The sequence below is a fragment of the Streptomyces sp. SM10 genome (genome assembly GCF_002910915.1).
Lineage (GTDB): Bacteria > Actinomycetota > Actinomycetes > Streptomycetales > Streptomycetaceae > Streptomyces.
In genome coordinates this window covers 100,303-122,268 of sequence record NZ_NEUF01000132.1, presented here as the reverse complement: position 1 = coordinate 122,268, position 21,966 = coordinate 100,303, and the positions used below count along the sequence as shown (strand labels likewise).

The window sequence follows — 21,966 nt, the reverse complement described above, 5'->3', positions numbered from 1 at the left end:
TAGGGCCTGCCGATTATCAACTCGCCGTCTTGATCTCCGGTGGCGGGGTGATTCCGAGCTGTGTGGCGAGGTCTGCGAGGTCGTCCAGGGTGGCGAGGCGGTGCTCGGCCGGGGCGTTGATGTGCCCGATCTCGTCGAGGAGTTGGTGGGTCTTGCGGATGCGCCGGTTGATGGTCTGGGGCGCGACCGCGAAGAGGCGGGCGATGGCGACCTGGGGAAGCCCGAGCCTCTCGTAGAGGAGGGTGGCCAGGAGCCGGTCGACGAGAGTGAGGCCCGGGCGCCGGCCGGTGTAGAGGCCGGCGGCGGGAGTCTTCTGCCGGTCGCCGCCGCGCCGCTGGTGTAGGTCGTCTTCCCGCTGGGCCGTGCGGGCCGCCGCCAGCTCACCGATGAGCTGGCCCCATCGTTCGTCGTCCATGCCGGTCAGGGCCGGGTGGACCAGCCAGGCGCGGCCGGGGCCGGGCTGGAGCTGAGGCAGTACGGGAGGGATTCCATCCCGACGGTGCTCCTCGGGACGCAGGGTGTAGTTCCAGTCGCCATGCCAGTCGTGGCGGTTCAGCGGCAAGGCGGTCATCTGCCCGTCGCTGACCCTCAATCCGGTCTCATAGAGGGCAGTGTCGAGCTCGGCCCGGATGGCGAGGCCGGTGCGGGTGGTGGTCGCGGCGATGCTGTTGACGATGACGTCATGGCTGGTCAGCGGCCTGCCTCGCCAGTTCATCGTGATGTGGGAGAACAGCCGGTGCTCAATTTTGTTCCATTTTGAAGTACCTGGAGGAAAGTGAGACACGCTGATCTCCAGGCCGGTCTCGAGGGCCAGGGCGGCCAGCTCGAACTTCCAGGCGCGGGTCCGGTGTCCGTTGGAACCGCCTGCGTCCGCGGTGATCAGCAGGCGTCCGGAGTGCGGGTAGGCGGCATGTCCGGCCGCATGCCACCAGCGGCGGATGGAGGCGACGGCGAACGCTGCGGTGTCGTGATCGGTGCCGACGTTGACCCAGCCGGCATCCTCGGCCAGGTCGTAGATTCCGTACGGGATCGCCTTGCCCAGATCGGCGTCGGGAAAGTCGTGAGTACGGACCCGGACCGGTTCCCCCTTGCGATGCCACTCGCGCCCGCCGTTCTTGTAGTTGCCCACCAGCTCCTTCTTCTTGGTGTCCACGCTGATCACGGGGTCGCCTGCTGCCTGGAACTCCTTGGCCTGGTCGTTGATATAGCGGAACTGTCCGTCCCGGTCCGGGTGCTGCTTGCCTTCGGTGGTCTTGGCGTTGCCCTGGAGGCTGAAGCCCTCCTCGCGCAGCACCGCCGCCACCGTGTCCGCCGAGACCCGATGGCCCTGCCGGACCAGCTCGGCGGACAACTGCCGCGTCGACTTCACCGTCCACCGCAGCGGTGACATCGGATCCCCACGCACATTCGGCTCCACCAAAGCCAGCAGCGCGGGCCGCAGCCCCGGATTCAGGTCCACCGCCCGTTTGCGGCCCCCGCCCACCCGGCGGACCCGTCCCAACAGCACGTCACCGGACTCAAGTTCAGCAGCCCCGCGTGAAACGGTGCCCTCACGCACCCCCGCCGCGCGAGCGACGAGCCTGATCCCGCCATGCCCCAGCGAGCGTGCCTCCGCTCCTATGGTCAGTCGCCGCTGACGCTCGTCCAAGTGCGGGAACAGCGCCTGAAACTTCGCCGCCAGCCCGGTCTCGATCCCCTCCGATCTCCCCATACCACAACAACGAGCCACAATCCCGGAAGCGACGGCTTGTTTCCCGGCAGGCCCTTACACGGTGGCCGACCTCGTTCTCAGGGAGCATTCGCAGGCAGTCGACGCACATCACGGCTCAGAACAGGCGCACATCCCCGCCAAGATCGGCTACACCACTCCACGGGACGCCATCCGTCGCAGTCCGCGTATGTCGTCAGAACTCGGGATCGAGAAAGATCAGGCGAGAGGCGGCCTCCTCGATCAGCGGGACGAGGGCTGTGTTGAAAGGGTCGGCATACGGAGCCGTGAGGTGGCGCTGGAAGGCGGCCTCGTCCTGGTACCTCTCGAAGATGAGGTAGGCACGAGGACTGGACGCCTTGGTGTAGACCTCGAAGGACAGGTTGCCGACCTCCTTGCGTACCGTCTGGGCGTACTCCCGCAGGAGGTGTGCAACCTCGCCCTCCGCTCCTTCGCAGGCGGTGAACTCGGCGAGCAGGGTCTTCGTCACGTCCGGCCCATTGCGGTCGGGGATCACTCGCCTCACTTCCGAGAGGACTTGAGGTGCCAGACGCGGGCGTGGTCCAGCTTCACCGAGCCGTTCGCGGCGAAGACCTCCACTCCCTGGCTGGAGGGGTCGGGAAAGCTCTGGTCCGTGATCACTGCTTCGCCGCGGCCTCCGAAGACCTCGACGGATGACCAGTCGACGACGATCCGCAGCTCCACCTTGCCGTTCACGGCGTGCAGGGGCGCGCGCTGGACGCCGGCGAAGGTGTCGCTGAAGTCCACGGCGCCGGAGCGGGTCCGGTCGACGTACAGCTCCTGCGTCGTGGTGTCGTATCCGATGACGGTCTCCTCTCCGTTGGCACCGGTGCGCACCTTGATGCCGAACCGCTCGGCGTCCTTGAGGGAGAAGGTCGCCTCGATGTCGAGTGCTTTGCCCTTGGAGGCGCCGCGTCCAAGGGGCCGTGACGTGCTGGTCACCGTGGTGCCGGCCGAAACCACCGGGCGCCCCTCGCGCAGGGAGTTCAGACTCCTCACCGGCTCGCTGGTCAGCTTGATCCGGCCGTCCACGGTGCGCAGGGCCATCTCACGGGGGATGCTCTGCGCGCTGCGCCAGGGGGACGTCGGAATGGAGCCGCTGTAGTCCCAGTTGTTCATCCAGCCGATCATGTGCCGCTTGTCGCCCGGTGCGTCCTCCCAGGACACGGCCGCGTAGTAGTCCTTGCCGTAGTCGGCCCAATCGGCACGCTGCAGGGCGGACCTGGCGGGCGTTGCCGCGGCGGTGAACTGGTCGGCCATGATCTGGCCCCAGCCGCCGGTGTTCATGTCGACGATCTGTATCCGTGCCTTCTTGCCGGCGTAGGGGCGCATGTCGATGGAGGCCCAGTCCAGTGTCTCGCTGTTGGAGCCGGTTGCGCTGCCGACGACCTTGCCGTCGACGACCAGGTTGACGGCCGTCTCGCGCGAAATGGGCTGGGCCTGGGTGTCGGCGAGCACGATGTGGTCGACGTTGACGTGGCCCCAGCCGCTGGTGTTCTCGTCGACGATCTTGACCTGCGCCTTCTTGCCGATGAGTTCGCGGACGTCCCATGAGTCCCAGTTGAGGGCTTCGCCGTCGTGTCCGGTGGCGCTGCGTACCACCTTGCCGTCGACGAGGAGCTCGACGGCGGTGGGCTCCGCCTGACTTGCGGGATGGTTGCCGCCGCCGATGAGGAAGTTGACGTAGTCCTTGTCGATGGTGAATTCCGGCGAGGTGAGGCTGCCGGTCGTGGCGTCGCCGTTCAGGAACGAGTTGGCCAGACCGCTGCCGAGGAAGCCCGTGACCTTCTGCTGGCCGGCGTGGCTGCCGGTGGCCGGTGCGGTTCCGAAGGCGTCGCCCGTGACCGTCCAGTCGCCGTAGGTGCCGCCTTCGAAGTCGGCGAGCATCGTCCCCTCCGGCACTGGTCCCTGTTCCTGCACGGTGCCCGCCTGGTGGGGGTGTCGTCCGCCGGCGATCTTGAAGTTGAGGTACGGGCTGTCGACGGTGAAGGCCGGGGAGGAGAGCGTTCCGGTGCCGGCGTCACCCGCGTGGAAGCTGTTGCCGAGGCCCTTGCCGTCGAAGCCGCTGACGGGGCCCTGCCCGGTCAGCGCGCCGGCCGTCGGCCCTTGGCCGAATGCGGTGCCGGTAGCCGTCCATGTGCCGAAGTCCGGGCCCTCGAAGTCCTGCATGACGGTGCCGGTGGGCGGAGTGTAGGAGCCCTTGTCGTCGGCGGTGAACTTCGTGCCGTCGAAATCACCGACGAAGTACTGGGCGCCCGAGCCGCCGGCGATGCCGCCGGGGTTGATGTTGACGACCAGGACCCACTTGATGTTCTTCTTGTCCCCGTCGACCGCGAGAGGGAACAGGTCGGGGCATTCCCATACGCCGCCTGTCGCCCCGGCCTGTCCGAACTCGCTGAGCAGGTCCCAGTCCTTGAGGTTCTTCGAGGAGTAGAACCGCACCTTGTGCTCGGTGGACAGCGACACCGTCATAAGCCAGCTCTTGGTCGGCGCGTACCACTGGACCTTGGGGTCGCGGAACTCCTTGGAACCGATGTCGATGACCGGATTGCCGTCGTACTTGGTGAACGTACGTCCGCGGTCGTTGCTGTAGGCGAGCGACTGGGCCTGGCTGCCGGTGCTCTTGTCGTAGCTCGTGTAGATCGCCACCATGGGCGGGTTCTTCTTCGTTCCGAAGCCGGTGGTGTTGTTCCAGTCGATGACCGCGCTGCCGGAGAACACCATCTCCTCGTCGTCGTGGGACAGGGCGAGCGGCAGTTCCTTCCAGTGCATGAGGTCGGTGCTCACCGCGTGCCCCCAGGACATGTCGCCCCAGGAGTTGCCGTTGGGGTTGTACTGGTAGAAGAGGTGGTACTCGCCCTTGTAGTACACCAGTCCGTTGGGGTCGTTCATCCAGTTCTTCTGCGGCGTGTAGTGGAACTGGGGTCGGTAGGTCTCGGTGTTCGGCCTGGTTCCGGAGGCAACGGCCTGCGGTGTCAACAGGGCGGCGGACAGGGCGCATACGGTCGCCGTCGCGGCGATCATCCGCGTGCGGGCGTGCCGGGATACGCGTCGTGAGGTCATGGTGTCTCCTGGGCTGCGGCCGTTTCCGTAGCCGGGTGCTTCCCGGCGCGCGGACGGAACGAAAGGGGAGCCCCTGCCGACACTGGGGAACCGCGTCGACCTTGAGTGTCATCGTTGACTTATGTCATCGATGACACCGGGTGGGGCCGATGATGAACGCATTCCGGCCGACGCGTCAACGGCTGGGACACGATTCCCCGGCTCGACAGGGCCGCCCGTCACGCGGTGAACTGCGGCAGCTGGCTCTGCCAAGGGGGATTCGGACCGGCGACCGAGCAGGTCAGGGCGGCGACATGGGCGGCGAACAGGCAGGCTTCCGCCGCCTCGCCCAGGCGGAGACCCGTCAGCCGCCCTCCGAGGAGTCCACGTGCGCCCAGGTGGTGCAGCAGTCCCGCCGTGAACGAGTCACCCGCCCCGACCGTGTCGACGACTCGCGTCGTCACCGCCGGCACGTGCATCCGCTCGCCGTCCAGCGAGACAAGAGCACCATCGGCGCCACGCGTGACCACGACGAGCCGTGCGCCGGCGGCGTGCCAGACGTCGCATGCCTGCTCCAGGGGCGTTTCCGGCAGAAGGAGCCGGAGGTCTTCCTCGCTCAGCCGCAGTATGTCCGCGAGGTCGCACCAGTGCCGTAGTTTCGCGCGATAGGTCTCGGGAAGTACCAGCAGTGGCCGGACGTTGGGATCGATACTGATGGTGGCCCGGGACGAGGCCGTTGCCAGGAACTCCTCCACCACTACCGCCCCCGGCTCCCGGACCAGAGCGAGCGAACCCGTGTGCAGGCAAGCGGTGGAGGACAGGTCCACACCGGCCAGTTCGGCGCTCGACCATTGCCAGTCGGCCGTGCCCTGCGCGTGGAACGCATACGCGGCCTGCCCCTGGGCGTCCAACTCCGCCACCGCCAACGTGCTCGGCTCCGACGCCACGACAGCGTGCGACAGGTCCACCCCTGAAGCCTCCAGATGTGCCCGGAACAGCCCGCCGAACACATCTCCGGACAGCCGTGCGAGAAAGCGGGACGGAGTGCCCAGGCGCGCCAGAGCCACGGCCGTGTTCGCCGGCCCACCACCAGGCAGGACATGCAGGTCGAGCTCATGCGGAGCACTTGCGGGCCGGGCGAACGTGTCCGCGACGCATTCGCCCAGGACGGTGATCTGACGCGGACTCATGGGTTGCTCTTCTCTGACGGACGGACGGGCGAACCGAGTACGTCGCGACACGGGCGTTGCGACTGCGGGAGAACGACGGCCAGGGGTGTTGCCGATTTGTAACAGCGGCAAGGCATTGACGTGCCCGGGAGACGGAGTCCATCATCCTCGGCAAGCAGTGTCAACGATGACATAAGTCAACGATGACACCCTTGGACGGCATGCTTCGATGCCGGCCGAGCCGCACGCGATCCCGCTGGAGCCGTTCATGCCTCGCACCATTCGTCCGACCTCCTCCCTGATCAGAGCCGCCGCATGCCTGGGTATCGCGGCTCTCACCCTGACGGCCTGCGGATCCGGTTCCGGATCGGATTCCGCGGGCGACGGCTCGGGCAGCGTCAAGGTCGGTCTGATCACCAAGACCGACACCAACCCGTTCTTCGTGAAGATGAAGGAGGGTGCGGAGAAGGCTGCCAAGGACAGCGGTGCACAACTGATCACCTCAGCAGGCAAGTTCGACGGGGACAACGCCGGGCAGGTCACCGCGATCGAGAACATGGTCGCCGCAGGTGTGAAGGGGATCCTGATCACCCCCAGCGACTCCAAGGCGATCGTGCCCGCCCTTGAGAAGGCCCGTGCCAAAGGGATTCTGGTCATCGCCCTGGACTCCCCGACCGACCCCGAAAGCGCGGTCGACGCCCTTTTCGCCACCGACAACCTCCGGGCCGGAGAGATGATCGGCGCCTACGCCAAGGCCTCGATGAAGGGCAGGACGGCCAAGATCGCCACCCTCGACCTGGCGCCGGGCGTCGCCGTCGGCGTCCAGCGGCACAACGGCTTCCTCAAGGGCTTCGGCCTCGGCGAGAAGGACCCGTCGATCGTCTGCTCCCAGGACACCGGCGGCGACCAGGCGAAGGGCCAGACCGCCATGGAGAACTGCCTGCAGAGGGCACCCGACATCAACGTCGTCTACACCATCAACGAGCCGGCCGCACTCGGCGCGTACACCGCACTGAAGGCCAAGGGCAGGGAGAAGGACGTCCTGATCGTCTCCGTCGACGGCGGCTGCACCGGGACACAGGCGGTCAAGGACGGCAAGATCGCCGCCACCTCCCAGCAGTACCCGCTGAAGATGGCCGCCGAAGGCGTCGGGGCCGTCGTGAAGTTCGCCGAGGACGACAAGAAGGCGACCGGTTACACCGACACCGGCGTCAGCCTGATCACCGACAAGGCAGAGGCAGGGGTCGCGTCGAAGGACACCGCCTACGGCCTGGACAACTGCTGGGGCTGAGGCGCCCTCCGCCCGAGCGGCCGCCGTCCGAAACCCGTTGACGGGGTGGCCGGCCCTGCCCCGATCGGGGACGGCCACCCCCATCTGTCCTCCCCGGAGGACCTCTGCCTTTCCGACAAGGACTTCGCATGACAGCCACCACCGCGCCGTACGCCGAGCTAAAGACGCCGACCACGGCCCGCAGACTCCTCACCGCGCCGACCACCGGCCCCCTGGCCGCTCTCCTCCTCGCCTGTGTGTTCTTCTCCCTGTCGACGGACCAGTTCCTCACGGGCGGGAACTTCTCGCTGATCGTGCAGCAGGTCATGGTCGTCGGCACCCTCGCCATCGGCCAGACCCTGATCATCCTCACGGCCGGCATCGACCTGTCGTGCGGTGCCGTGATGGCGTTCGGCAGCATCGTGATCGCCAAGATGGCGGCCGAAGGCACCCTGCCCCCACTCCTCGCCATCACCATGGGCCTGGTCGTCTGCGGCGGCTTCGGACTCCTCAACGGGCTTCTGGTCCAGAAGATCCCGCTGCCACCGTTCATCGTGACGCTCGGCATGCTCAACGTGGCGTTCGCCCTGACGCACATCTACTCCGAAGAGCAGACCGTCACCAGCCTGCCCGGCCCGCTGACCGCCCTTGGAGAAACCTTCCCGCTCGGCCACACGGACATCACCTACGGCTCACTCCTGACCATCGTCCTCTTCCTCCTCCTGGCCTACGCGCTCAGCAGCACCGGATGGGGGCGGCACGTCTATGCCCTGGGCAACAGCCAGGAAGCCGCACGCCTCAACGGCATCCGCACCTCCCGCCTGGCCATCGGCATCTACACCGTGGCCGGCGTGCTGTATGGCCTCGCCGCCCTGCTGCTCATCTCCCGCACCGGGGTGGGCGACCCGCAGGCAGGACAGACCGAGAACCTCGACAGCATCACCGCCGTGGTCCTCGGCGGTACCAGCCTCTTCGGTGGACGCGGTTCGGTCCTGGGCACCTTCATCGGTGTCCTCATCGTCGGTGTCTTCCGCAACGGCCTCCAGCTGATGGGTGTGGCCTCCATCTACCAGACCCTGATCACCGGGATCCTCGTGATCCTCGCGGTGACCGTCGACCAGATGTCCCGGAGGAAGTCCCGATGACCACCACCACTCCCACCCCTGTTCTGCAGGCCCGCGGTCTGGTCAAGCACTACGGGCAGGTCACCGCCATCGACGGCGCCGACTTCGACCTGATGCCCGGGGAGGTCCTCGCGGTCATCGGCGACAACGGAGCCGGCAAGACCAGCCTGATCAAGGCCCTCACCGGTGCGGTGGCACCGGACGCGGGCGAAATCCGCCTCAACGGCGAACCCATCCAGTTCACAGGGCCGCAAAGCGCGCGCGCCCACGGCATCGAGACCGTCTACCAGGACCTGGCGGTGGCCGCCTCGATGGACATCGCCTCGAACATGTTCCTGGGACGTGAACTGCGCCGGCCCGGCGTCCTCGGCAGAGCTTTCCGCATGCTGGACAAGAAGCGCATGCGCCAGGAGGCCGCGGAGCACATGGCCGACCTCAAGATCGGGCTGCGGTCGCTCACCCAGGCGGTCGAAACCCTCTCCGGCGGGCAGCGGCAAGCCGTGGCCGTCGCACGTGCCGTCGCCTGGGCGCGCAGCGTCGTCGTCATGGACGAGCCCACCGCCGCCCTCGGCGTCAAGGAATCGGGGCAAGTCCTCGACCTCATCCGCCGGGTCCGCGACAAGGGCATGCCCGTGGTCCTGATCAGCCACAACATGCCCCACGTCTTCGAGATCGCCGACCGGATCCACGTCCACCGGCTGGGCCGTCGCGCCGCCGTGATCAAGCCCTCCGACCACAGCATGGCCGAAGTCGTCGCCATCATGACCGGCGCGCTGACCCTCGATGACGCCGGAGGTACTGTCGTAGCGGATTCCGAGGCCGCCAAGGCAGCGGGAGTCCAGGCCACCTGACACCCGACGGAACACTCACAGGTTCCGGCCGAGGCCGCGGCCGGAACCGACGAGCACAGGGAGACCCCCGCTCCATGGCAGCGAACCGCCGCCCCACCCTGGCCGACGTCGCCCGAGAAGTGGGCGTCAGCGCCAAGACGGTTTCGCGGGTGCTCAACGAGGACGGACCCGCCTCGGCCCGGACCAGGGAACAGGTCCTCGCCGCCGTGGCCAAACTCGGTTTCCAGCCGAACCTCATGGCCCGCAACATCCGTGTCGGAGGACCCGACACGACCATCGGGCTCGTCGTGCCCGACCTCGGGAACCCCTTCTTCGGAGCGGTGGCCGGCGGCATCGAGGACGTCGTACGGGACCGCGGCCTGACCCTGCTCATGGGGTCCTCCGCGGACGAACCCGCACGCGAACGGGGGCTGACCGACAAGTTCCTCGCCCGTCGCGTCAGCATCTTGATGGTGATCCCGTCCGTCGGCTCCGACCACTCCCACCTGCGGAGCCATCGGAGCACGGGGCTGCCCGTGGTCTTCGTCGACCGGCCGGGAGCCGGGCTGACCACGGACAGCGTCGTCAGTTCCAACCTCGCGGGGGCACACGAGGGTGTCGCCCACCTGATCGCCCACGGCCATCGACGCATCGGTTTCGTCGGCGACCTCCCCACCAACCTCTACACCCGCCGTGAACGCCTGGCCGGATACCGCTCGGCCCTGGCCGAGGCCGACCTCGCCCACGACCGCTCCCTGGTCATCAACGCCCACGACCAGCGCGCGGCCTCTGTCTGTACCTCCAGCCTGCTGGAGTTGGCGAGTCCCCCCACCGCCCTGTTCGCCGGGAACAACATCGTCGCGCTGGGAGTGGTCGCCGAACTGGCCCGCACCAAGCGAAAGGACGTCGCCGTGGTCGCCTTCGACGACGTGCCACTCGCCGAAGCCCTCGAACCCGCCCTGACCGTCGTGGCCCAGGACCCCGAAGAGATCGGCCGGAAGGCGGCGGAGACCGCCATGGCACGCCTGGACGGCGACCGTTCCCGCGCCCGCACCATCACCGTTCCCACCCGGCTGATCGTCCGAGGATCGGGAGAACTCACTGCTTCGTAGGCGCAGGAGGACGGTGACGGTGCGGGTCGGCACACCTGTCTGCCTGTGCGCCGACGACCCTCTCGTGGCTGTCGCAGCTCAGGGACGGCCGGCACCGCGGTGAACACGCCCGGTCCGGCGTTGCCGGTCAGGCATGGAATCAGTCGGCGCCCATCCCCCGGCCGCAAGGTGCTGGGGCAGGTCCGGTGGGACGGCCGGGAGGCGGTCGGCGAGGGCTGTGACGGTCTTCCGCGTGATCGCAAGGTGTTCGAGGTGGGTCTCGGCCTCCCGCAGCCGGGACTGCAACTCGGCGATCTGGGTGCGGAGATCGTCGGCCAGGGCCCGGGCGGCGTTCTCCTGGATGCCGAGGGCGTCGAGCAGGGGCTCGATGTTCACGCTGTCACCGCCTGCGGATCACGCCAAGTGGGAGTGTTCGCGCCGGTGATGCGGCGGGCCATGACGTGGGTCATCGACCAGTGGACGCGGGAGGCGGAGGAGGCCGACCGGTGCTCGTAGTCGCGGACCAGACGGCGGTGCAATATCAGGATCCCGTAGGTCTGCTCGACCCTCCACCGCTTCGGCTGAGGCACGAAGCCCGCCTCCTGCGGGTTGCGTACGACGATCTCGACGTCGCTGCCCTGGCCGGCTCCATGCGCGACGGCCTGGTTCTTGAAGCCCTGATCGACCAGTGCCTTCTCGACGGTGCCACCGGCGCTCTGGGCGACCTGGTCCAGCAGAGCGATGCCCGCGGCGTTGTCGTGGGCGTGCGCGGCCAGCACGATGACGTCGATGACCAGCCCGAGCACGTCCACGGCCAGTCCCCGCTTGCGGCCCGGCACCCTCTTCGCCGCGTCCCGGCCGGTCGTGGACGCGGGGACCCCGGCGGCCACGTGGACACTCTGGGTGTCCAGGACCACCAGGGTCGGGTCCTCTAATCGGCGGGCTCGTTCACGGACCTGGCAGCGCAGGAGTTCGTGGATGACCTGGTCAGTGCCGTCGTCGCGCCAGGCGGCGAAGTAGTAGTACGTCGCGCTCTTGGGCGGCAGGTCGTGCGGGAGGTAGGTCCACTGGCAGCCCGTCCGGCCCTGGTAGAGGATCGCGTTGACGATCTCCCGCATCGCATAGGCGCCCTGGTGGCCGCTGACCGAGCGGTGCCGGTCTTTCCACGCCGCGATCACCGGCTCGATCAGAGCCCACTGCGCGTCGGATAAGTCGCTGGGGTAGAGCTTGCGTTCACTCACATCATCACACCAGCAGACGAGGGGCTACGGACCGGCGGATTCCGCCCCGAACCCGCACCATCAGGCGACGACAGAGCCACTCAAAGACTCACGAACCACCCTCTGATATCCGCTGCTCTCTCCGCCCCGGGTCTCAGGCGTCTTTCCACGCCTGGAGGAACTCCTGGTGCTCCTCCCACGTACCGCTGTCGTAGGCGTACAGGACCTGCCAGGCGGCGCTCCCGACCTCGCGCAGCCACAGCTCGCCGACGTAGCCGGCCTCGTAGCCACGCAGGAACTCCGTACTGATCGCCTCACCGATGACTCCGGCGGCCGCAGTGCGCTGCTCGCCGTCCATCTCCGCGATCGCGTGCAGGAGCTGGTCGGCGAGCGCGGCACCGTCACCGTCCACGGCGCGCAGGAGCTGGTGCCGGAGGTTGCCGGGCAGCAGGACCGGATCGTCGGCCGCGGTCCACAGCTTGAACCAGAAGTCCTGAGGCTGTTCGCTGGGCACGGGCAGGCTCCGCATCAGCGCGACCAGCCGGGCCGTACCCGCGTAGGCGGGAGCCTGGGCGACGGTCAGCAGCGCCAGGTTGGCCACCTGCTCCGCGTCCAGGCGCCCGGCCTCGAAGCCCGGTGTGAGATTCAGCCGCCGCTCCAGCAGTTGCGCGAACGACTCCGGTTGATGCACCCGGGGAACCAGCAACGTCTACCCCCTCTCCCTCGCGGACAGCTCAACGGGTCCTGATCATCGCAGCCGGTGATCGCACCCCGCCGTACGTCCGCAGGAGTTGACCGGAACGGTCGCACCCGGCCGGGAACCACCGGCAACGCGCCTTCGGGTACGCCTGTCGTCCAGGTGGGCCAGAGCGTGGGCGTAGGAGCCGGGGTGGGCCAGGGCGTAGGCGTACTCATCGGGGTGACGGGTGAGACGGGCCACCACCCACGCGGTCTGCGCGTCCATTCCGGGGGCGGCCGCGGCCAAGCGGCGCGCGTGCCACATGGTGCGCGGGGCGAGAAGCCACCGGGTCATCGAAAGCCGGACCCGCCCGGTGCTGGAGGCTACCGGGCCGGGCCCGGCCGTGGCGGGGAGGCCGGTAGGGCGAGGCCGTCTGTCACGTCCGCGAGTGTGGCCACGAACGCACCTCCCGGAACGGAAGCCGGGGCGGAGGTCACCGGAAAGGATGGCCGGGCAGGCGGCAGGTTGACGCCGGGGGCCGGCGCACCGCAGTGTCCTCGCCGTTCGGAGAGTGGGGGTGTAGTCCTGGCCAGAGGAAGGGCCGGAAATCGGCGCGTCACATGGAGTGCTTATGGGGAGATACGGCCGGTTACAGCTCTGAGTAACCAGGGGGTTACGTGAAGTGGAAAGACGCGTTCAGTGCCGCGATGAAGGAACTGGAGGCGATACGGGCCCTGCTGGCACCGGTTGCCCGTCTCGATGACCCGACAGTCGGGCTGACGGCCCTGCACGGTGAGCTCACCCAGACCCGCCTGAAGATCCTGGAGGTCGTGCAGGGAGGTGTCACCGGCCTGCGGGAGGAGAACCGGGAGGTACGCCGCCGTCAAGACCGGATGATCAGCGACCTCAACGACACCCGCGGCGAACTCCGGCAACTGCTGGAGCTCGCCGACGTCCTCCGCCCCCTTGCGGAGCTCCAGCGGCCGGCCGGCGAACCCGAGGCCGACGCAGCGGCGCCTGGGGGGCCTGCGGCCGCGGAGCCCAGCCTCGAACCCGGCTACGATCCCGCCGCCTCCGCAACGGCACCGCCCACCTCATCGGACACCGACTCCCAGGGGGGAACCATGGAGAGCAACCAGCAGCAGCCACAGCCGGAACCTGAGCGCCAGAACCGGGACCAGGACGATGCTCTCAAGCGTGCGATCCAGGCCGCCTACCAGGGCAACGGCACGCCCGCCGCGCCCTCTTCCGCCCCTGCGCCGACCGGCGGCGAGGACCCGCGGGTCAACCACGGTGTCCTGCTGCTCAAGGCCGCCGGGGTGGCCTCCGTGGACCTGGTCGCGCACCGCGACACCTGGGAGTGGCTCACCGCCCTGGCCGTCGACCACGACCACTTCCGCACCCCGCCCTCGGTCGAGGACATCAAGGAAGGACGCGTCCAGACCGTCCTGTCCGGCCGCTCCCTCATCGGCCTGCTCATCAAGCTGTGGGACACCCGCCACGCCACCACCCCGCTCGAGGCGGACTGGGCCCTGGCCACAACCGCCTACAACCGGATCGCCGCCGACCTCACCGGTGTCGACGGCGAAGGCCAGACCATCCGCATCGTCCTGGATGACGGACTCCCCCACACGGCCAACGACTGAACCGCTGCACGCCGGTCGGCCTGAGCGGTGACCATCTGGTCGGGGCACAGCAGGAGGCCCTCACCGATCGGCAATCGGTGAGGGCCTCCGGGCGTTCAGAGCGCGGAAGTGAAGCCCCAGCCGGGATCCGGGGCCTGACGGTGTGCTCGGCTAGCTACTGAAGTGACCCCTCAGGTCCCGACACTTCCGTTCTATGCCGCGAGGTCCAGCCGTTGATGGCAGCGGATCCTCGCCTGGTACGGCGTGATATAGCCGATGGTCGAGTGGATCCGCTCCCGGTTGTCATGTTCCGCGATCCACCGGAAAACGTCCTGCCGAGCCTGCGCCCGGGTTCCCCAGACGGTCGTACCGATCTCTGCTTTCAGGACGGCGAAGAAGCTTTCCGCGGCAGCGTTGTCGAAGCACGAACCGGTGCGTCCGGTGCTCCGTCGAATGTCCAACTCGTCCAGTATCGAATGGAATTGATGGGACGACGCGGGTCCGGTCCTCCCGGACCCAGTTGCGCAGGGTCTCCAGATGGATGCCCAGGCCGTGAGCGATGTCGGTGAGGGAACGGTCCGGCGAGGAACGCACCAGATCCACCGCGTCCCGCTTGAACTCTTCGGGATAGTTCTTCCGCTTTGCCACCTTGGATCACTTCCCCTGGATGACGAGACATCCAGCGTCCAGGTGTCGGAAATTCGGGGGTCACTCCACCTGGAGGGGATACCCCATGACGACACAGCAGATCTCCGACGCCGAACTCGCCGGACAGCCCGCCGCGTACTGGACCGGTGTCGCCTACGAGGCGCTCATCGCATACACCCGGGCCCAGCAGGCCGCAAAGGGCTACACCCAGCCCCAGTTCTGGCTGCTGCGCAACCTGTCGGTGAACGACATCTCGCCCGATGGCGAGGGGATGACCCTGCCCGAGCTGCGGGAGGCAATGACCTCCTACATCCGTCCCGAGGACGACCTGGCGGCGGAAGCAGAGGGGCTCCTTGAACGCGGCTGGCTGGCTCAGGACACCGAGGACCGGCTGTGGCTCACCCCGGAAGGGGAAAAGGCCCGCGTCGACCTGGCCCGCAACGCCCCCGCGATCCGCGCCGCCCTCCACGAGGGCATCGACAACGCGGACTACGTCACCACGGTGAAGGTGCTCCAGCAACTGATCCGGAACGCGGGTGGGACGGTCGCCTGATGGACCGCAAGCCCGGGGCAATGCGCCCCGGGCCAGATACTCAACCCGATCTTGGCGGGACAGCCCTTAGGCTCCCTGCCTGCGCTTTTGCAGGTCAAGGGCTGGTTCCACACACTACAACGAGTCGCATTTCCGGGGCAGCGTTCCCCAGGTTCTCGGATCGGGTTCACGCTGCCGTGTCCCACGGGGCGAGGCGAGCTCGGACCCTTCGGCCACGAGGGCGCCGCGCCTGAGGCGCTCCGACCGGTCTTCTGCGTGATGATGGACGGGAGAGTCATCGCCGCAGCAGACGTGAGCCGAGGCCGTTCCGCCGAGCCGGCTCGGAAGGGGCGGCAGCCATGTCCACCTCCGGAACGAAGAGATCGGCCGCCGCCGCACTCGCCGTGCTCACGCTCGTCATCACCGCGGCCTGCGGCAGCTCGGGCGGAGGGGAGACGAGTCCCACGACGGCACCCGCGCCACGCGCGGCTGTCCTCGCCGTGAAGATCGACAACGTACCTGCGGCCCGGCCGCCGACCGGACTCGAGAAGGCCGACGTCGTCTACGTGGAGCAGGTGGAGGCCGGCCTCAGCCGCATCCTCGCCGCCTACTCCTCCGACGTGCCCTCCGTCATCGGCCCCGTTCGCAGCGCTCGCGAGACGGATCTGGAGCTTCTCCGGCAGTTCGACGAGCCCACGCTCGCGTACTCGGGCGCTCAGGCAGCTCTGCGCCCGTCGATCGAAGCGGCCCCGCTGGACGCACTGCCGCCGTCGAAAGCACCGCACGCCTACTTCCGCAGCGGGGACCGCGCCGCACCGCACAATCTGTACCTGCGCCCGGGGGGCATCCCGCACCCCACCGGCAGGGGGAACGCGGCCGAGGACCTGGGCCTCCGCTTCGCTGCGCCGCCCCCGGGCGGCACTCCCGTGAGCGGGCGCACGGTGTCGTACCCGTCGGCGCGGTTCACCTTCACCTGGTCGGCGAACGGGGGTCAGTGGCTGGTGGGTATGGACGGCGCCCCATCCCGTACGGCCTCCGGTGGCCGACTGGGAGCGGCCACAGTGGTTCTGCAAGAAGTGGACGTGCAGGACTCGCGCTTCCACGACCGAGGGGGAAACACCTCGCCCTTCAGCGCGACGGTGGGATCCGGCTCGGCAGCCGTCCTGCGCGAAGGCAGGTCGTACGACGTGACGTGGGAGCGGGACACCGCCGGGTCTGCGACCAGCTTCACCACCGAGGACGGCCGGCCGATGACGTTCGCGACCGGCCAGATCTGGATCGTGCTCGTCCCGAAGTGACGCGGGGCCGCCGGAGTCCGCGCGTGCGGGCTCCGGCGGCCCCGGGCCTCTGCTGACGACGGCTCCGGGGCACCGCTCCGGGAGCAGCCAGGCGCCGGCCGACCGGGACACGGGCTTGCGTGTGCTTCGGGCCCGGTGCTTTCGAACGTCTCGTCACGCAGCCGGTTCGGGGATCGTCGGGAGAACCGTCTCGGCGATGTCGAGGAGTGCGCTGTCGTCCAGGAGGGCTCCGGACTCGCTCCAGACGGAGACGTCGTAGTAGCCTCCCCGGTCCTTCCCGTCGAGGGCCACCGTCAGCGTTCTGGCCAGGGGGCCCTGCCCGACGGGTCCGCCGGTTCCGCCGCTCCCTAGATCGAACTCGATCGACATGGTGTGATCCGAGGAGAGGACCGCTGGACGACCGAGGACCGAAAGCGTCTTGACGTCCGTCTCCTCCCCGAACTCCATCAGTTTCACGTACTGGGCGATCGACAGCTCGTTGTACGTGACCGAGACGTTCACGGTGTAGGTCTCGAACCGGACCTCGGCCTCCGGTCGGGCGACCTTCCCGTCGGTCAGAAGTGCGGTGTTGCTGCTACCGGACGCCCCGGTCGCGATCTCCGCGGGTGCCGAGGAGTTGGGGCAGGTCCGACCTGTTGAGCGCCTTGCACAGCTCGTCGCCCGTGACGGCCCGGGAGGTCTTCCCGTAGGCGCTCGGCAGTTCCTCGCCTTCCACGCTCGGACACGAGACGGCCTGCGGCGCACTGTCGTCACCGGAGGACAGCAGATTCGGCCCCAGCCACAGCACGGCTCCGAGTGCCGCGAACACCGCGACGGCCGCGACGGCTTGGCCCCACGCGTTCGGCTCCTTCTCCGGAGCGGCCGGAGCGACCAGAGCAGCCGGAGCCGGCGGGGCGACCAGAGCGGCCGGGGCAGCCGGGGTGGCAAGCCCGGGAGGCCGTGCCGCGGGAACCGAATCTGCCCCGCCCGCGAAGGCGGAAGGGCTCGGGTTCCGGCGTGCGCGCAGGGCCTGGACCACTGTGTGGACGCGCATCGCGGTGGCCACCAGGAACACCGTGCCGATCCCGGCTGCCACCCATGCGTCGTCGCGGAGGGCGAGATACATGATGCGTACCCCGAAGACGGACCCGACCACGATCAACAAGGGCTCACGGACCCAGAAGGGCAGGAGACGAAAGAGGAAACCGAGCATCCCGCGATCCCACCAGGACAAGATCACCTTGGCTGTGACGGAAGCCATAATTCCGGCACGGTGCTCAACCGTGATGGAACGGGGGGCTCGCGGCGCCCGGCAGGCGGGCGCCCCGGCTCGACCGGCGCACGCGTACGCCAGGCTTCTTGACGCGTCGCCGCAGGTGAGGAGAGCGGTCGCGTGCACGTCCGTCGTCGGCCGCTCCCGGACCACCCGGCCCGACTAGCTACGAGCAGCGGTCCTGACCTGGAGGATCTCGGTCATGGACTCCTTTCGCCATCGTGCCAGGAGTTCATGGAAGGCGAACGCGCCGTGGGGGTAGGCGATCGGGCCGTTCGGCCGACCGCGCCCCTCGCGGTTGTAGTAGCCGGGGGTGCAGTCGGCGTGGAACCACTCGTGGTCGGGAGCGCCCTCGGCCAGGACGGCGATCCAGGCGTCCTCGACCTCGCGGGAGGGTTCGATCAAGGCCTCCTTCGCCTCGGCAGCCGTGACGAGGGCGGCGGCGTGGACGGCCTGCTCATCGAGGATGTGCGTGAAGTTGACGCTGCTCGCGTTCTGGAGGGACCCCATCTGGATCAGATTAGGGAAGCCGTTGCTGGTGAAGCCGTGCAGGGTGCGCGGTCCCTCCTTCGCCCACGCGTGCAGCAGTTGGGCGGCTCCTCGGCCGGTGACGGGGAGCTTGCCCGAGTTGATGCCGGAGGCACCGACGGAGAAGCCCGTGGCGAAGATCAGGCAGTCGAGTGCGTAGGTGGTGTCGCCGACCACGACGCCGTTCTCGGTGATGCGCTCGATGCCGTGGGTGTCAGCGGTGTCGACCAAGGTGACGTTGGTCCGGTTGAACGCCGGGTAGTACTTGTCGGAGAAGGTGGGGCGCTTGCAGGCGTACCGGTACCAGGGTTTGAGGGATTCCGCGGTGTCCGGGTCGGCGACGGTCTCCTCGACCCGGGCACGCAGTTCGTTCATCTTGGCCGCGTCGGCGACCTCGTAGGAGGCTTCGAAGGCCTCGCGGTCCCCCTTCCGGAGGAAGCTGGGGAGGAGCTTCTCGAGCAGGCCTGCCGACGCGGTCCAGCGGTCGGCCACCAGATCCTGTTCGGCCGTCTCACCGGAGACGATGCGGAGGTAGTTCTCGCGGCGCTCGTGTGCCCAGCCTTCGCGGTCGGCGCCGACATCCGCAGCGGTGGTGCGGCAGTTGGCCCGCACGTCGACGGTCGAGGGGGTGCGCTGGAAGACGTAGACGTGTCCGGCGTCCTCGGCGAGCATGGGAACGACCTGGACGCCGGTGGCCCCGGTGCCCACGATCCCCACCCGCTTGCGAGAGAGGCCGGTCATGCCACCGTCCGGGGTACCTCCGGTGTAGGTGTAGTCCCACCTGGAGGTGTGGAAGGTGTGGCCCGTGAAGTCCTCGATGCCGGGGATGCCGGGGAGTTTCGGCTCGGAGAGGGTGCCGGTGGCGGTGACGACGTAGGTGGCCCGGAACGCGTCGCCGCGGTCGGTGGCCACGATCCACATCTCCGAGGGCTCGTCCCAGGTCAGGGAGGTGACACCGGTGGAGAACAGGGCGTCCGGGTAGAGGTCGAACTTCTGGGCGATCCGCATGGCGTGGCGGCGGATCTCTTCACCGGGGGCGTACTTCCACTCCGGCACGTATCCGGTCTCGTCGAGCATCGGCAGATACACGTGCGACTCGATGTCGCAGTGGATGCCCGGGTACCGGTTCCAGTACCAGGTGCCCCCGAAATCGCCGCCCTTCTCGACGATCCGCACGCGCCCCACACCGTGCTGCCGTATGCGCGCCCCGGCGAGGATGCCTCCGAATCCACCGCCGACCACGGCGACGTCGACGGTGTCGTGGAGGGGTTCACGTCCGGCAGGCTCGCCGCTGTACGGGTCGGCTGCGTAGTAGCCGAACTCGGCATCGGTGTCGCGGTACTGGCCGGCGCCGTCGGTCCGTACACGCCGCTCACGTTCGAGGCGATAGCGCCGCCTCAGCGCGACGAGCTCCTCGGGAACGGACGCTTGAGGGGTTGTCATGTGGGGGGCCTCGATCCTGCTTGTCGGGCCGCCCGGGGTGAGCGGCCATCCGCTACGGTAACAACAACCGGACAGCACTGTCCGGTTGTGTTGCGGGAGGTCCGTCGACTTCCGGCCAGAGCCCCCACACGCCCGGGCGGACGCGGCCTCCCCCGTGACGGCTCCCGCACGCGTGACGCACCCGACCGAAGAGGAAGAGTGATTCCCCCCATGCAACGACGACACCTGATCCGGCCCGTCGCCATGCTCGCCGCGATCGGCACACTGACTCTCACCGGATGTGGCACGGAAGCAAGCGGAACCGGTAGCCGGACCGACTCCCCCGGCGCGGAAAGGACCATCCGCGCGCACAAGGTCATGCAGCTGACGCGGGTGCACCAGGAAACCGGGATGACCCTGCTGGAGGGCCCGACCTTCGACCAGAACGGCACACTGGTCGTCGTCGACGTCACCGCCCCCGCCGGCAAGCCGAAGGTGATGCGCGTCGACGTCGGGAAGAAGACATCCAGCGCGCTCCACACCGACAGCCGTGGTGCTTACACCTCGGCACAGTTCAGCCCGTACGACGGTCGCGTCTACCTGACCGACTACGCCCACGGCGAGGTCGTGAGCCTGGCCCCGGACGGCACCGATCCGCGGACCTTCTTCGCCGGCACGGTCGACGGCGCGCAGATGAACCCCGACGACATCGCCTTCGACGAGGCCGGCAACCTGTACGTCTCCGACTCACGCGGGTCGTCCGAGGGCGAGGCGCACGGGCGTGTGGTGCGGATCGACCGCGACGGCGGGAAGGCCACCGTCCTGGCCGACGGCCTGGCCGCGACGAACGGCATCTCGTTCGACGCGGAGTACCGCGGTCTGTGGATCAGCGAGCTCACCCGGAACCGGATCTCGTACCTCCGTCTCGACGACGAGGAAGGAGTGACGTCCAGGCACACAGCCATCCGCGTCGACGGAGGGATAGCCCAGACCGACTCGATCGCCGTGGACGCGGACGGCAACCTCTACCAGGCGCTGCACGGCCGAGCCGCGATGGCCGTGTACGACAGGAACGGCAAGCGCCTGGCGACGGTCGAGGTTCCCGCCCGCCCGACAGGGCTCGAATCGGCGACGAACGTGGCGATCAGGCCCGGCGGGACCAAGGCGTACATGACGGTCAGCGGGCCTGCCGGTGGCTACCTCTACACCTTCGACGCACTGGCGGAAGGCACCCGGCAGTCCAACGGAGGCTGACACCGCTCCCCGGGCTCACCCGCCGTAGGGGTGGACCGGCCCCACCTCGACGCCGAGCAGCCGCCAGGCGGCCAGCGCCCGGCGTTCCCGCTCCTCACGGGTGGGGCCTGTGACGGCGCCCGTGACCATGGCGAGCGCCAGCATGAGGTCGTCCCCCGCACCCAGACGATGACCGGCGGGCAGCCGCCCCCGCAGGCTGCGCTCGACCCGCTCGGACAGCACCGAGGCGTGCGCACGGATGCCGGATCGGCCACCTGCCCCGTCGGCGTGCATCAGGCCGATGAAAGCCGCCGATTCGACGGCATGCCAGGTCACCACGCCGAGAACGTCGGTCAGGGTCGCACCCTCGACCGCGGTCGCTTCTTCGATCTGCCGCACGTTCTCCTCCAGAACCGCGGTCGCCAGGGCGCCGCGGTCGGGGAAATGCCGGTACAGAACGCCCTGGCCGACCCCGGCCCGACGCGCGATCATGGAGAGCGGAGCATCCAGGCCGGCCGCCGAGAAGACCTCCCGGGCGGCGACGACCAGGGCGGCCCGGTTGCGCGCGGCGGCCTTCGGGCCGTCGTTCGCGGGCCGTCGCTCGTCCGGCGAAGAGTGCTGTATCACCCCGGAAGAGTACCGGCCGGGCGGAATCGGACCCCACGGCGATCTCGGTGGCCCGCCGCCTTGGCGCCTTCCTCGCGGCGAAACGTGCGCCTTCGCCTCGTGACCGCACTCCTGAGGAGTTCGGCAGCTCCTGCGGGCCAGGCTCCGCCGATGACAAGGTCCGGTCCACGCACAGCACCTCCGCCGCGGCGCTCGGGCCGGGCTGCCCGGATCACGTGCTCCGGCCCCGAGCCCTGGCCAGTTGCTTCAGCTCGATGATGGTCGCCACGGCGCGCAGCCAGGTCGCCGCGGTGTCGTCGGCGGGGACCCCACCCGTGAGTTCGGCGCCGGTCAGCAGCCACTCCCGTACGAGGACGGCCGCGTCCCGGCCGGGCAGGGGCTCGGGCAGCTCCGTGGCGCGCGCCAGTCCGCCGGCGCGCACGGTGTCGCCGAGGAAGGCGACCGAGCGCGGCTCGGTACCGAGGCGGTCGAGGATGACGGCCGCGGCCGCGGCACCGTCGCCGAACAGGGCGGTGCGCCGGGTGCCGGCATCGGCGGTGAGGCCGTAACGCAGCAGGACGGTGATGTCGAGCCGGGCCAGCTCCTCGTCCGTGCGGTCCGGCGGGTACGGGGCGTCGTTCATGGCGGGGCCTCGGGTGTCTCGTCTC

20 protein-coding genes and 2 pseudogenes are annotated in these 21,966 nt (G+C 68.8%); 8 read left to right on the top strand and 14 right to left on the bottom strand.

Going from position 1 to position 21,966, the window contains the following annotated elements:
• Window positions 1-16: 16 nt before the first annotated feature.
• From B9S57_RS21455 to B9S57_RS21440, 4 genes are all read right to left on the bottom strand, one after another.
• The gene (locus tag B9S57_RS21455) at window positions 17-1,711 is read right to left on the bottom strand and encodes an ISAzo13 family transposase (protein ID WP_103514838.1); all 1,695 of its coding nucleotides are present in this window, start codon (window positions 1,709-1,711) and stop codon (window positions 17-19) included.
• A 193-nt stretch (window positions 1,712-1,904) separates the two neighbouring features.
• Window positions 1,905-2,198, bottom strand: a complete 294-nt coding sequence (locus B9S57_RS21450) for a putative quinol monooxygenase (RefSeq protein WP_103517195.1) — start codon at window positions 2,196-2,198, stop codon at window positions 1,905-1,907.
• 32 nt (window positions 2,199-2,230) lie between these two features.
• A complete protein-coding gene (locus B9S57_RS21445; RefSeq protein WP_103517185.1) occupies window positions 2,231-4,792 on the bottom strand; it encodes a glycoside hydrolase family 32 protein in 2,562 nt (853 codons plus the stop codon).
• Window positions 4,793-5,010: 218 nt separating this feature from the next.
• Entirely contained in the window at window positions 5,011-5,961 is a 951-nt protein-coding gene (locus tag B9S57_RS21440; protein ID WP_103517184.1) for a carbohydrate kinase, read from the bottom strand.
• Between the two features lie 247 nt (window positions 5,962-6,208).
• On the opposite strand from B9S57_RS21440, the gene B9S57_RS21435 reads away from it, so the two are divergent.
• The 4 genes from B9S57_RS21435 (at window position 6,209) to B9S57_RS21420 (ending at window position 10,276) form a co-directional block, all read left to right on the top strand.
• Window positions 6,209-7,231, top strand: a complete 1,023-nt coding sequence (locus B9S57_RS21435) for a sugar ABC transporter substrate-binding protein (RefSeq protein ID WP_103517194.1) — start codon at window positions 6,209-6,211, stop codon at window positions 7,229-7,231.
• 128 nt (window positions 7,232-7,359) lie between these two features.
• Entirely contained in the window at window positions 7,360-8,355 is a 996-nt protein-coding gene (locus tag B9S57_RS21430; protein ID WP_103517183.1) for an ABC transporter permease, read from the top strand.
• Window positions 8,352-9,185: an ATP-binding cassette domain-containing protein gene (locus B9S57_RS21425; RefSeq protein WP_103517182.1), complete on the top strand. Its 834-nt coding sequence runs from the start codon at window positions 8,352-8,354 to the stop codon at window positions 9,183-9,185. The genes B9S57_RS21430 and B9S57_RS21425 overlap by 4 nt, the downstream gene beginning before the upstream one ends.
• 74 nt (window positions 9,186-9,259) lie before the next feature.
• Window positions 9,260-10,276 carry a LacI family DNA-binding transcriptional regulator gene (locus tag B9S57_RS21420; RefSeq protein WP_103517181.1) on the top strand — a complete coding sequence of 339 codons (1,017 nt, stop codon included), beginning with the start codon at window positions 9,260-9,262 and terminating at the stop codon, window positions 10,274-10,276.
• A 78-nt stretch (window positions 10,277-10,354) separates the two neighbouring features.
• Here the strand turns inward: B9S57_RS21420 and B9S57_RS21415 are convergent, their stop codons facing one another.
• The 4 genes from B9S57_RS21415 to B9S57_RS35640 form a co-directional block, all read right to left on the bottom strand.
• Window positions 10,355-10,651 (bottom strand): hypothetical protein, encoded by a 297-nt coding sequence (locus B9S57_RS21415; RefSeq protein WP_258036491.1) that lies wholly within the window; start codon window positions 10,649-10,651, stop codon window positions 10,355-10,357.
• A complete protein-coding gene (locus tag B9S57_RS21410; RefSeq protein ID WP_103517180.1) occupies window positions 10,648-11,496 on the bottom strand; it encodes an IS5 family transposase in 849 nt (282 codons plus the stop codon). Before B9S57_RS21410 ends, B9S57_RS21415 begins: the two co-directional genes overlap by 4 nt.
• 133 nt (window positions 11,497-11,629) lie before the next feature.
• On the bottom strand, window positions 11,630-12,166 hold the full coding sequence (locus tag B9S57_RS35645) for a hypothetical protein (RefSeq protein WP_258036490.1): 537 nt from the start codon (window positions 12,164-12,166) through the stop codon (window positions 11,630-11,632).
• 57 nt (window positions 12,167-12,223) lie between these two features.
• Window positions 12,224-12,508 carry a hypothetical protein gene (locus B9S57_RS35640; RefSeq protein ID WP_258036489.1) on the bottom strand — a complete coding sequence of 95 codons (285 nt, stop codon included), beginning with the start codon at window positions 12,506-12,508 and terminating at the stop codon, window positions 12,224-12,226.
• A gap of 323 nt (window positions 12,509-12,831) precedes the next feature.
• Here B9S57_RS35640 and B9S57_RS21395 point away from each other — a divergent pair, with 323 nt between their 5' ends.
• A complete protein-coding gene (locus B9S57_RS21395) occupies window positions 12,832-13,800 on the top strand; it encodes a hypothetical protein (protein WP_258036488.1) in 969 nt (322 codons plus the stop codon).
• Between the two features lie 191 nt (window positions 13,801-13,991).
• Here the strand turns inward: B9S57_RS21395 and B9S57_RS35635 are convergent, their stop codons facing one another.
• A complete protein-coding gene (locus B9S57_RS35635; protein WP_181011428.1) occupies window positions 13,992-14,240 on the bottom strand; it encodes an integrase core domain-containing protein in 249 nt (82 codons plus the stop codon).
• Window positions 14,241-14,292: 52 nt separating this feature from the next.
• Window positions 14,293-14,427, bottom strand: a pseudogene (locus B9S57_RS36465) (transposase); the annotation flags it as partial.
• Between the two features lie 85 nt (window positions 14,428-14,512).
• On the opposite strand from B9S57_RS36465, the gene B9S57_RS21385 reads away from it, so the two are divergent.
• Window positions 14,513-14,980 (top strand): MarR family winged helix-turn-helix transcriptional regulator, encoded by a 468-nt coding sequence (locus tag B9S57_RS21385; RefSeq protein WP_103517177.1) that lies wholly within the window; start codon window positions 14,513-14,515, stop codon window positions 14,978-14,980.
• A gap of 338 nt (window positions 14,981-15,318) precedes the next feature.
• Complete coding sequence (locus tag B9S57_RS21380; RefSeq protein WP_103517176.1) at window positions 15,319-16,257, top strand: DUF3048 domain-containing protein; 939 nt, start codon at window positions 15,319-15,321, stop codon at window positions 16,255-16,257.
• A 153-nt stretch (window positions 16,258-16,410) separates the two neighbouring features.
• On the opposite strand, the pseudogene B9S57_RS36460 reads toward B9S57_RS21380, so the two are convergent.
• Both B9S57_RS36460 and B9S57_RS21370 read right to left on the bottom strand, forming a co-directional pair.
• Window positions 16,411-17,449: pseudogene (locus tag B9S57_RS36460) on the bottom strand (DUF6215 domain-containing protein).
• A 222-nt stretch (window positions 17,450-17,671) separates the two neighbouring features.
• Window positions 17,672-19,480 (bottom strand): NAD(P)/FAD-dependent oxidoreductase, encoded by a 1,809-nt coding sequence (locus B9S57_RS21370; protein WP_103517175.1) that lies wholly within the window; start codon window positions 19,478-19,480, stop codon window positions 17,672-17,674.
• A gap of 210 nt (window positions 19,481-19,690) precedes the next feature.
• Here B9S57_RS21370 and B9S57_RS21365 point away from each other — a divergent pair, with 210 nt between their 5' ends.
• Entirely contained in the window at window positions 19,691-20,713 is a 1,023-nt protein-coding gene (locus B9S57_RS21365) for an SMP-30/gluconolactonase/LRE family protein (protein ID WP_103517174.1), read from the top strand.
• A 15-nt stretch (window positions 20,714-20,728) separates the two neighbouring features.
• Here the strand turns inward: B9S57_RS21365 and B9S57_RS21360 are convergent, their stop codons facing one another.
• Entirely contained in the window at window positions 20,729-21,319 is a 591-nt protein-coding gene (locus B9S57_RS21360) for a TetR/AcrR family transcriptional regulator (protein ID WP_103517173.1), read from the bottom strand.
• Between the two features lie 211 nt (window positions 21,320-21,530).
• Window positions 21,531-21,941, bottom strand: a complete 411-nt coding sequence (locus B9S57_RS21355) for a hypothetical protein (RefSeq protein WP_103517172.1) — start codon at window positions 21,939-21,941, stop codon at window positions 21,531-21,533.
• Window positions 21,942-21,966: the final 25 nt, after the last annotated feature.

Bases quoted from the DNA above. Each gene is read 5' to 3' on its own strand.
- B9S57_RS21430 (WP_103517183.1), top strand. From the start codon at position 7,360: ATGACAGCCACCACCGCGCCGTACGCCGAGCTAAAGACGCCGACCACG.
- B9S57_RS21425 (WP_103517182.1), top strand. From the start codon at position 8,352: ATGACCACCACCACTCCCACCCCTGTTCTGCAGGCCCGCGGTCTGGTC.
- B9S57_RS21445 (WP_103517185.1), bottom strand. From the start codon at position 4,792: ATGACCTCACGACGCGTATCCCGGCACGCCCGCACGCGGATGATCGCC.
- B9S57_RS35640 (WP_258036489.1), bottom strand. From the start codon at position 12,508: ATGACCCGGTGGCTTCTCGCCCCGCGCACCATGTGGCACGCGCGCCGC.
- B9S57_RS21455 (WP_103514838.1), bottom strand. From the start codon at position 1,711: ATGGGGAGATCGGAGGGGATCGAGACCGGGCTGGCGGCGAAGTTTCAG.
- B9S57_RS21365 (WP_103517174.1), top strand. From the start codon at position 19,691: ATGCAACGACGACACCTGATCCGGCCCGTCGCCATGCTCGCCGCGATC.
- B9S57_RS21370 (WP_103517175.1), bottom strand. From the start codon at position 19,480: ATGACAACCCCTCAAGCGTCCGTTCCCGAGGAGCTCGTCGCGCTGAGG.
- B9S57_RS21380 (WP_103517176.1), top strand. From the start codon at position 15,319: ATGTCCACCTCCGGAACGAAGAGATCGGCCGCCGCCGCACTCGCCGTG.
- B9S57_RS21385 (WP_103517177.1), top strand. From the start codon at position 14,513: ATGACGACACAGCAGATCTCCGACGCCGAACTCGCCGGACAGCCCGCC.
- B9S57_RS21435 (WP_103517194.1), top strand. From the start codon at position 6,209: ATGCCTCGCACCATTCGTCCGACCTCCTCCCTGATCAGAGCCGCCGCA.
- B9S57_RS21355 (WP_103517172.1), bottom strand. From the start codon at position 21,941: ATGAACGACGCCCCGTACCCGCCGGACCGCACGGACGAGGAGCTGGCC.
- B9S57_RS21420 (WP_103517181.1), top strand. From the start codon at position 9,260: ATGGCAGCGAACCGCCGCCCCACCCTGGCCGACGTCGCCCGAGAAGTG.
- B9S57_RS21440 (WP_103517184.1), bottom strand. From the start codon at position 5,961: ATGAGTCCGCGTCAGATCACCGTCCTGGGCGAATGCGTCGCGGACACG.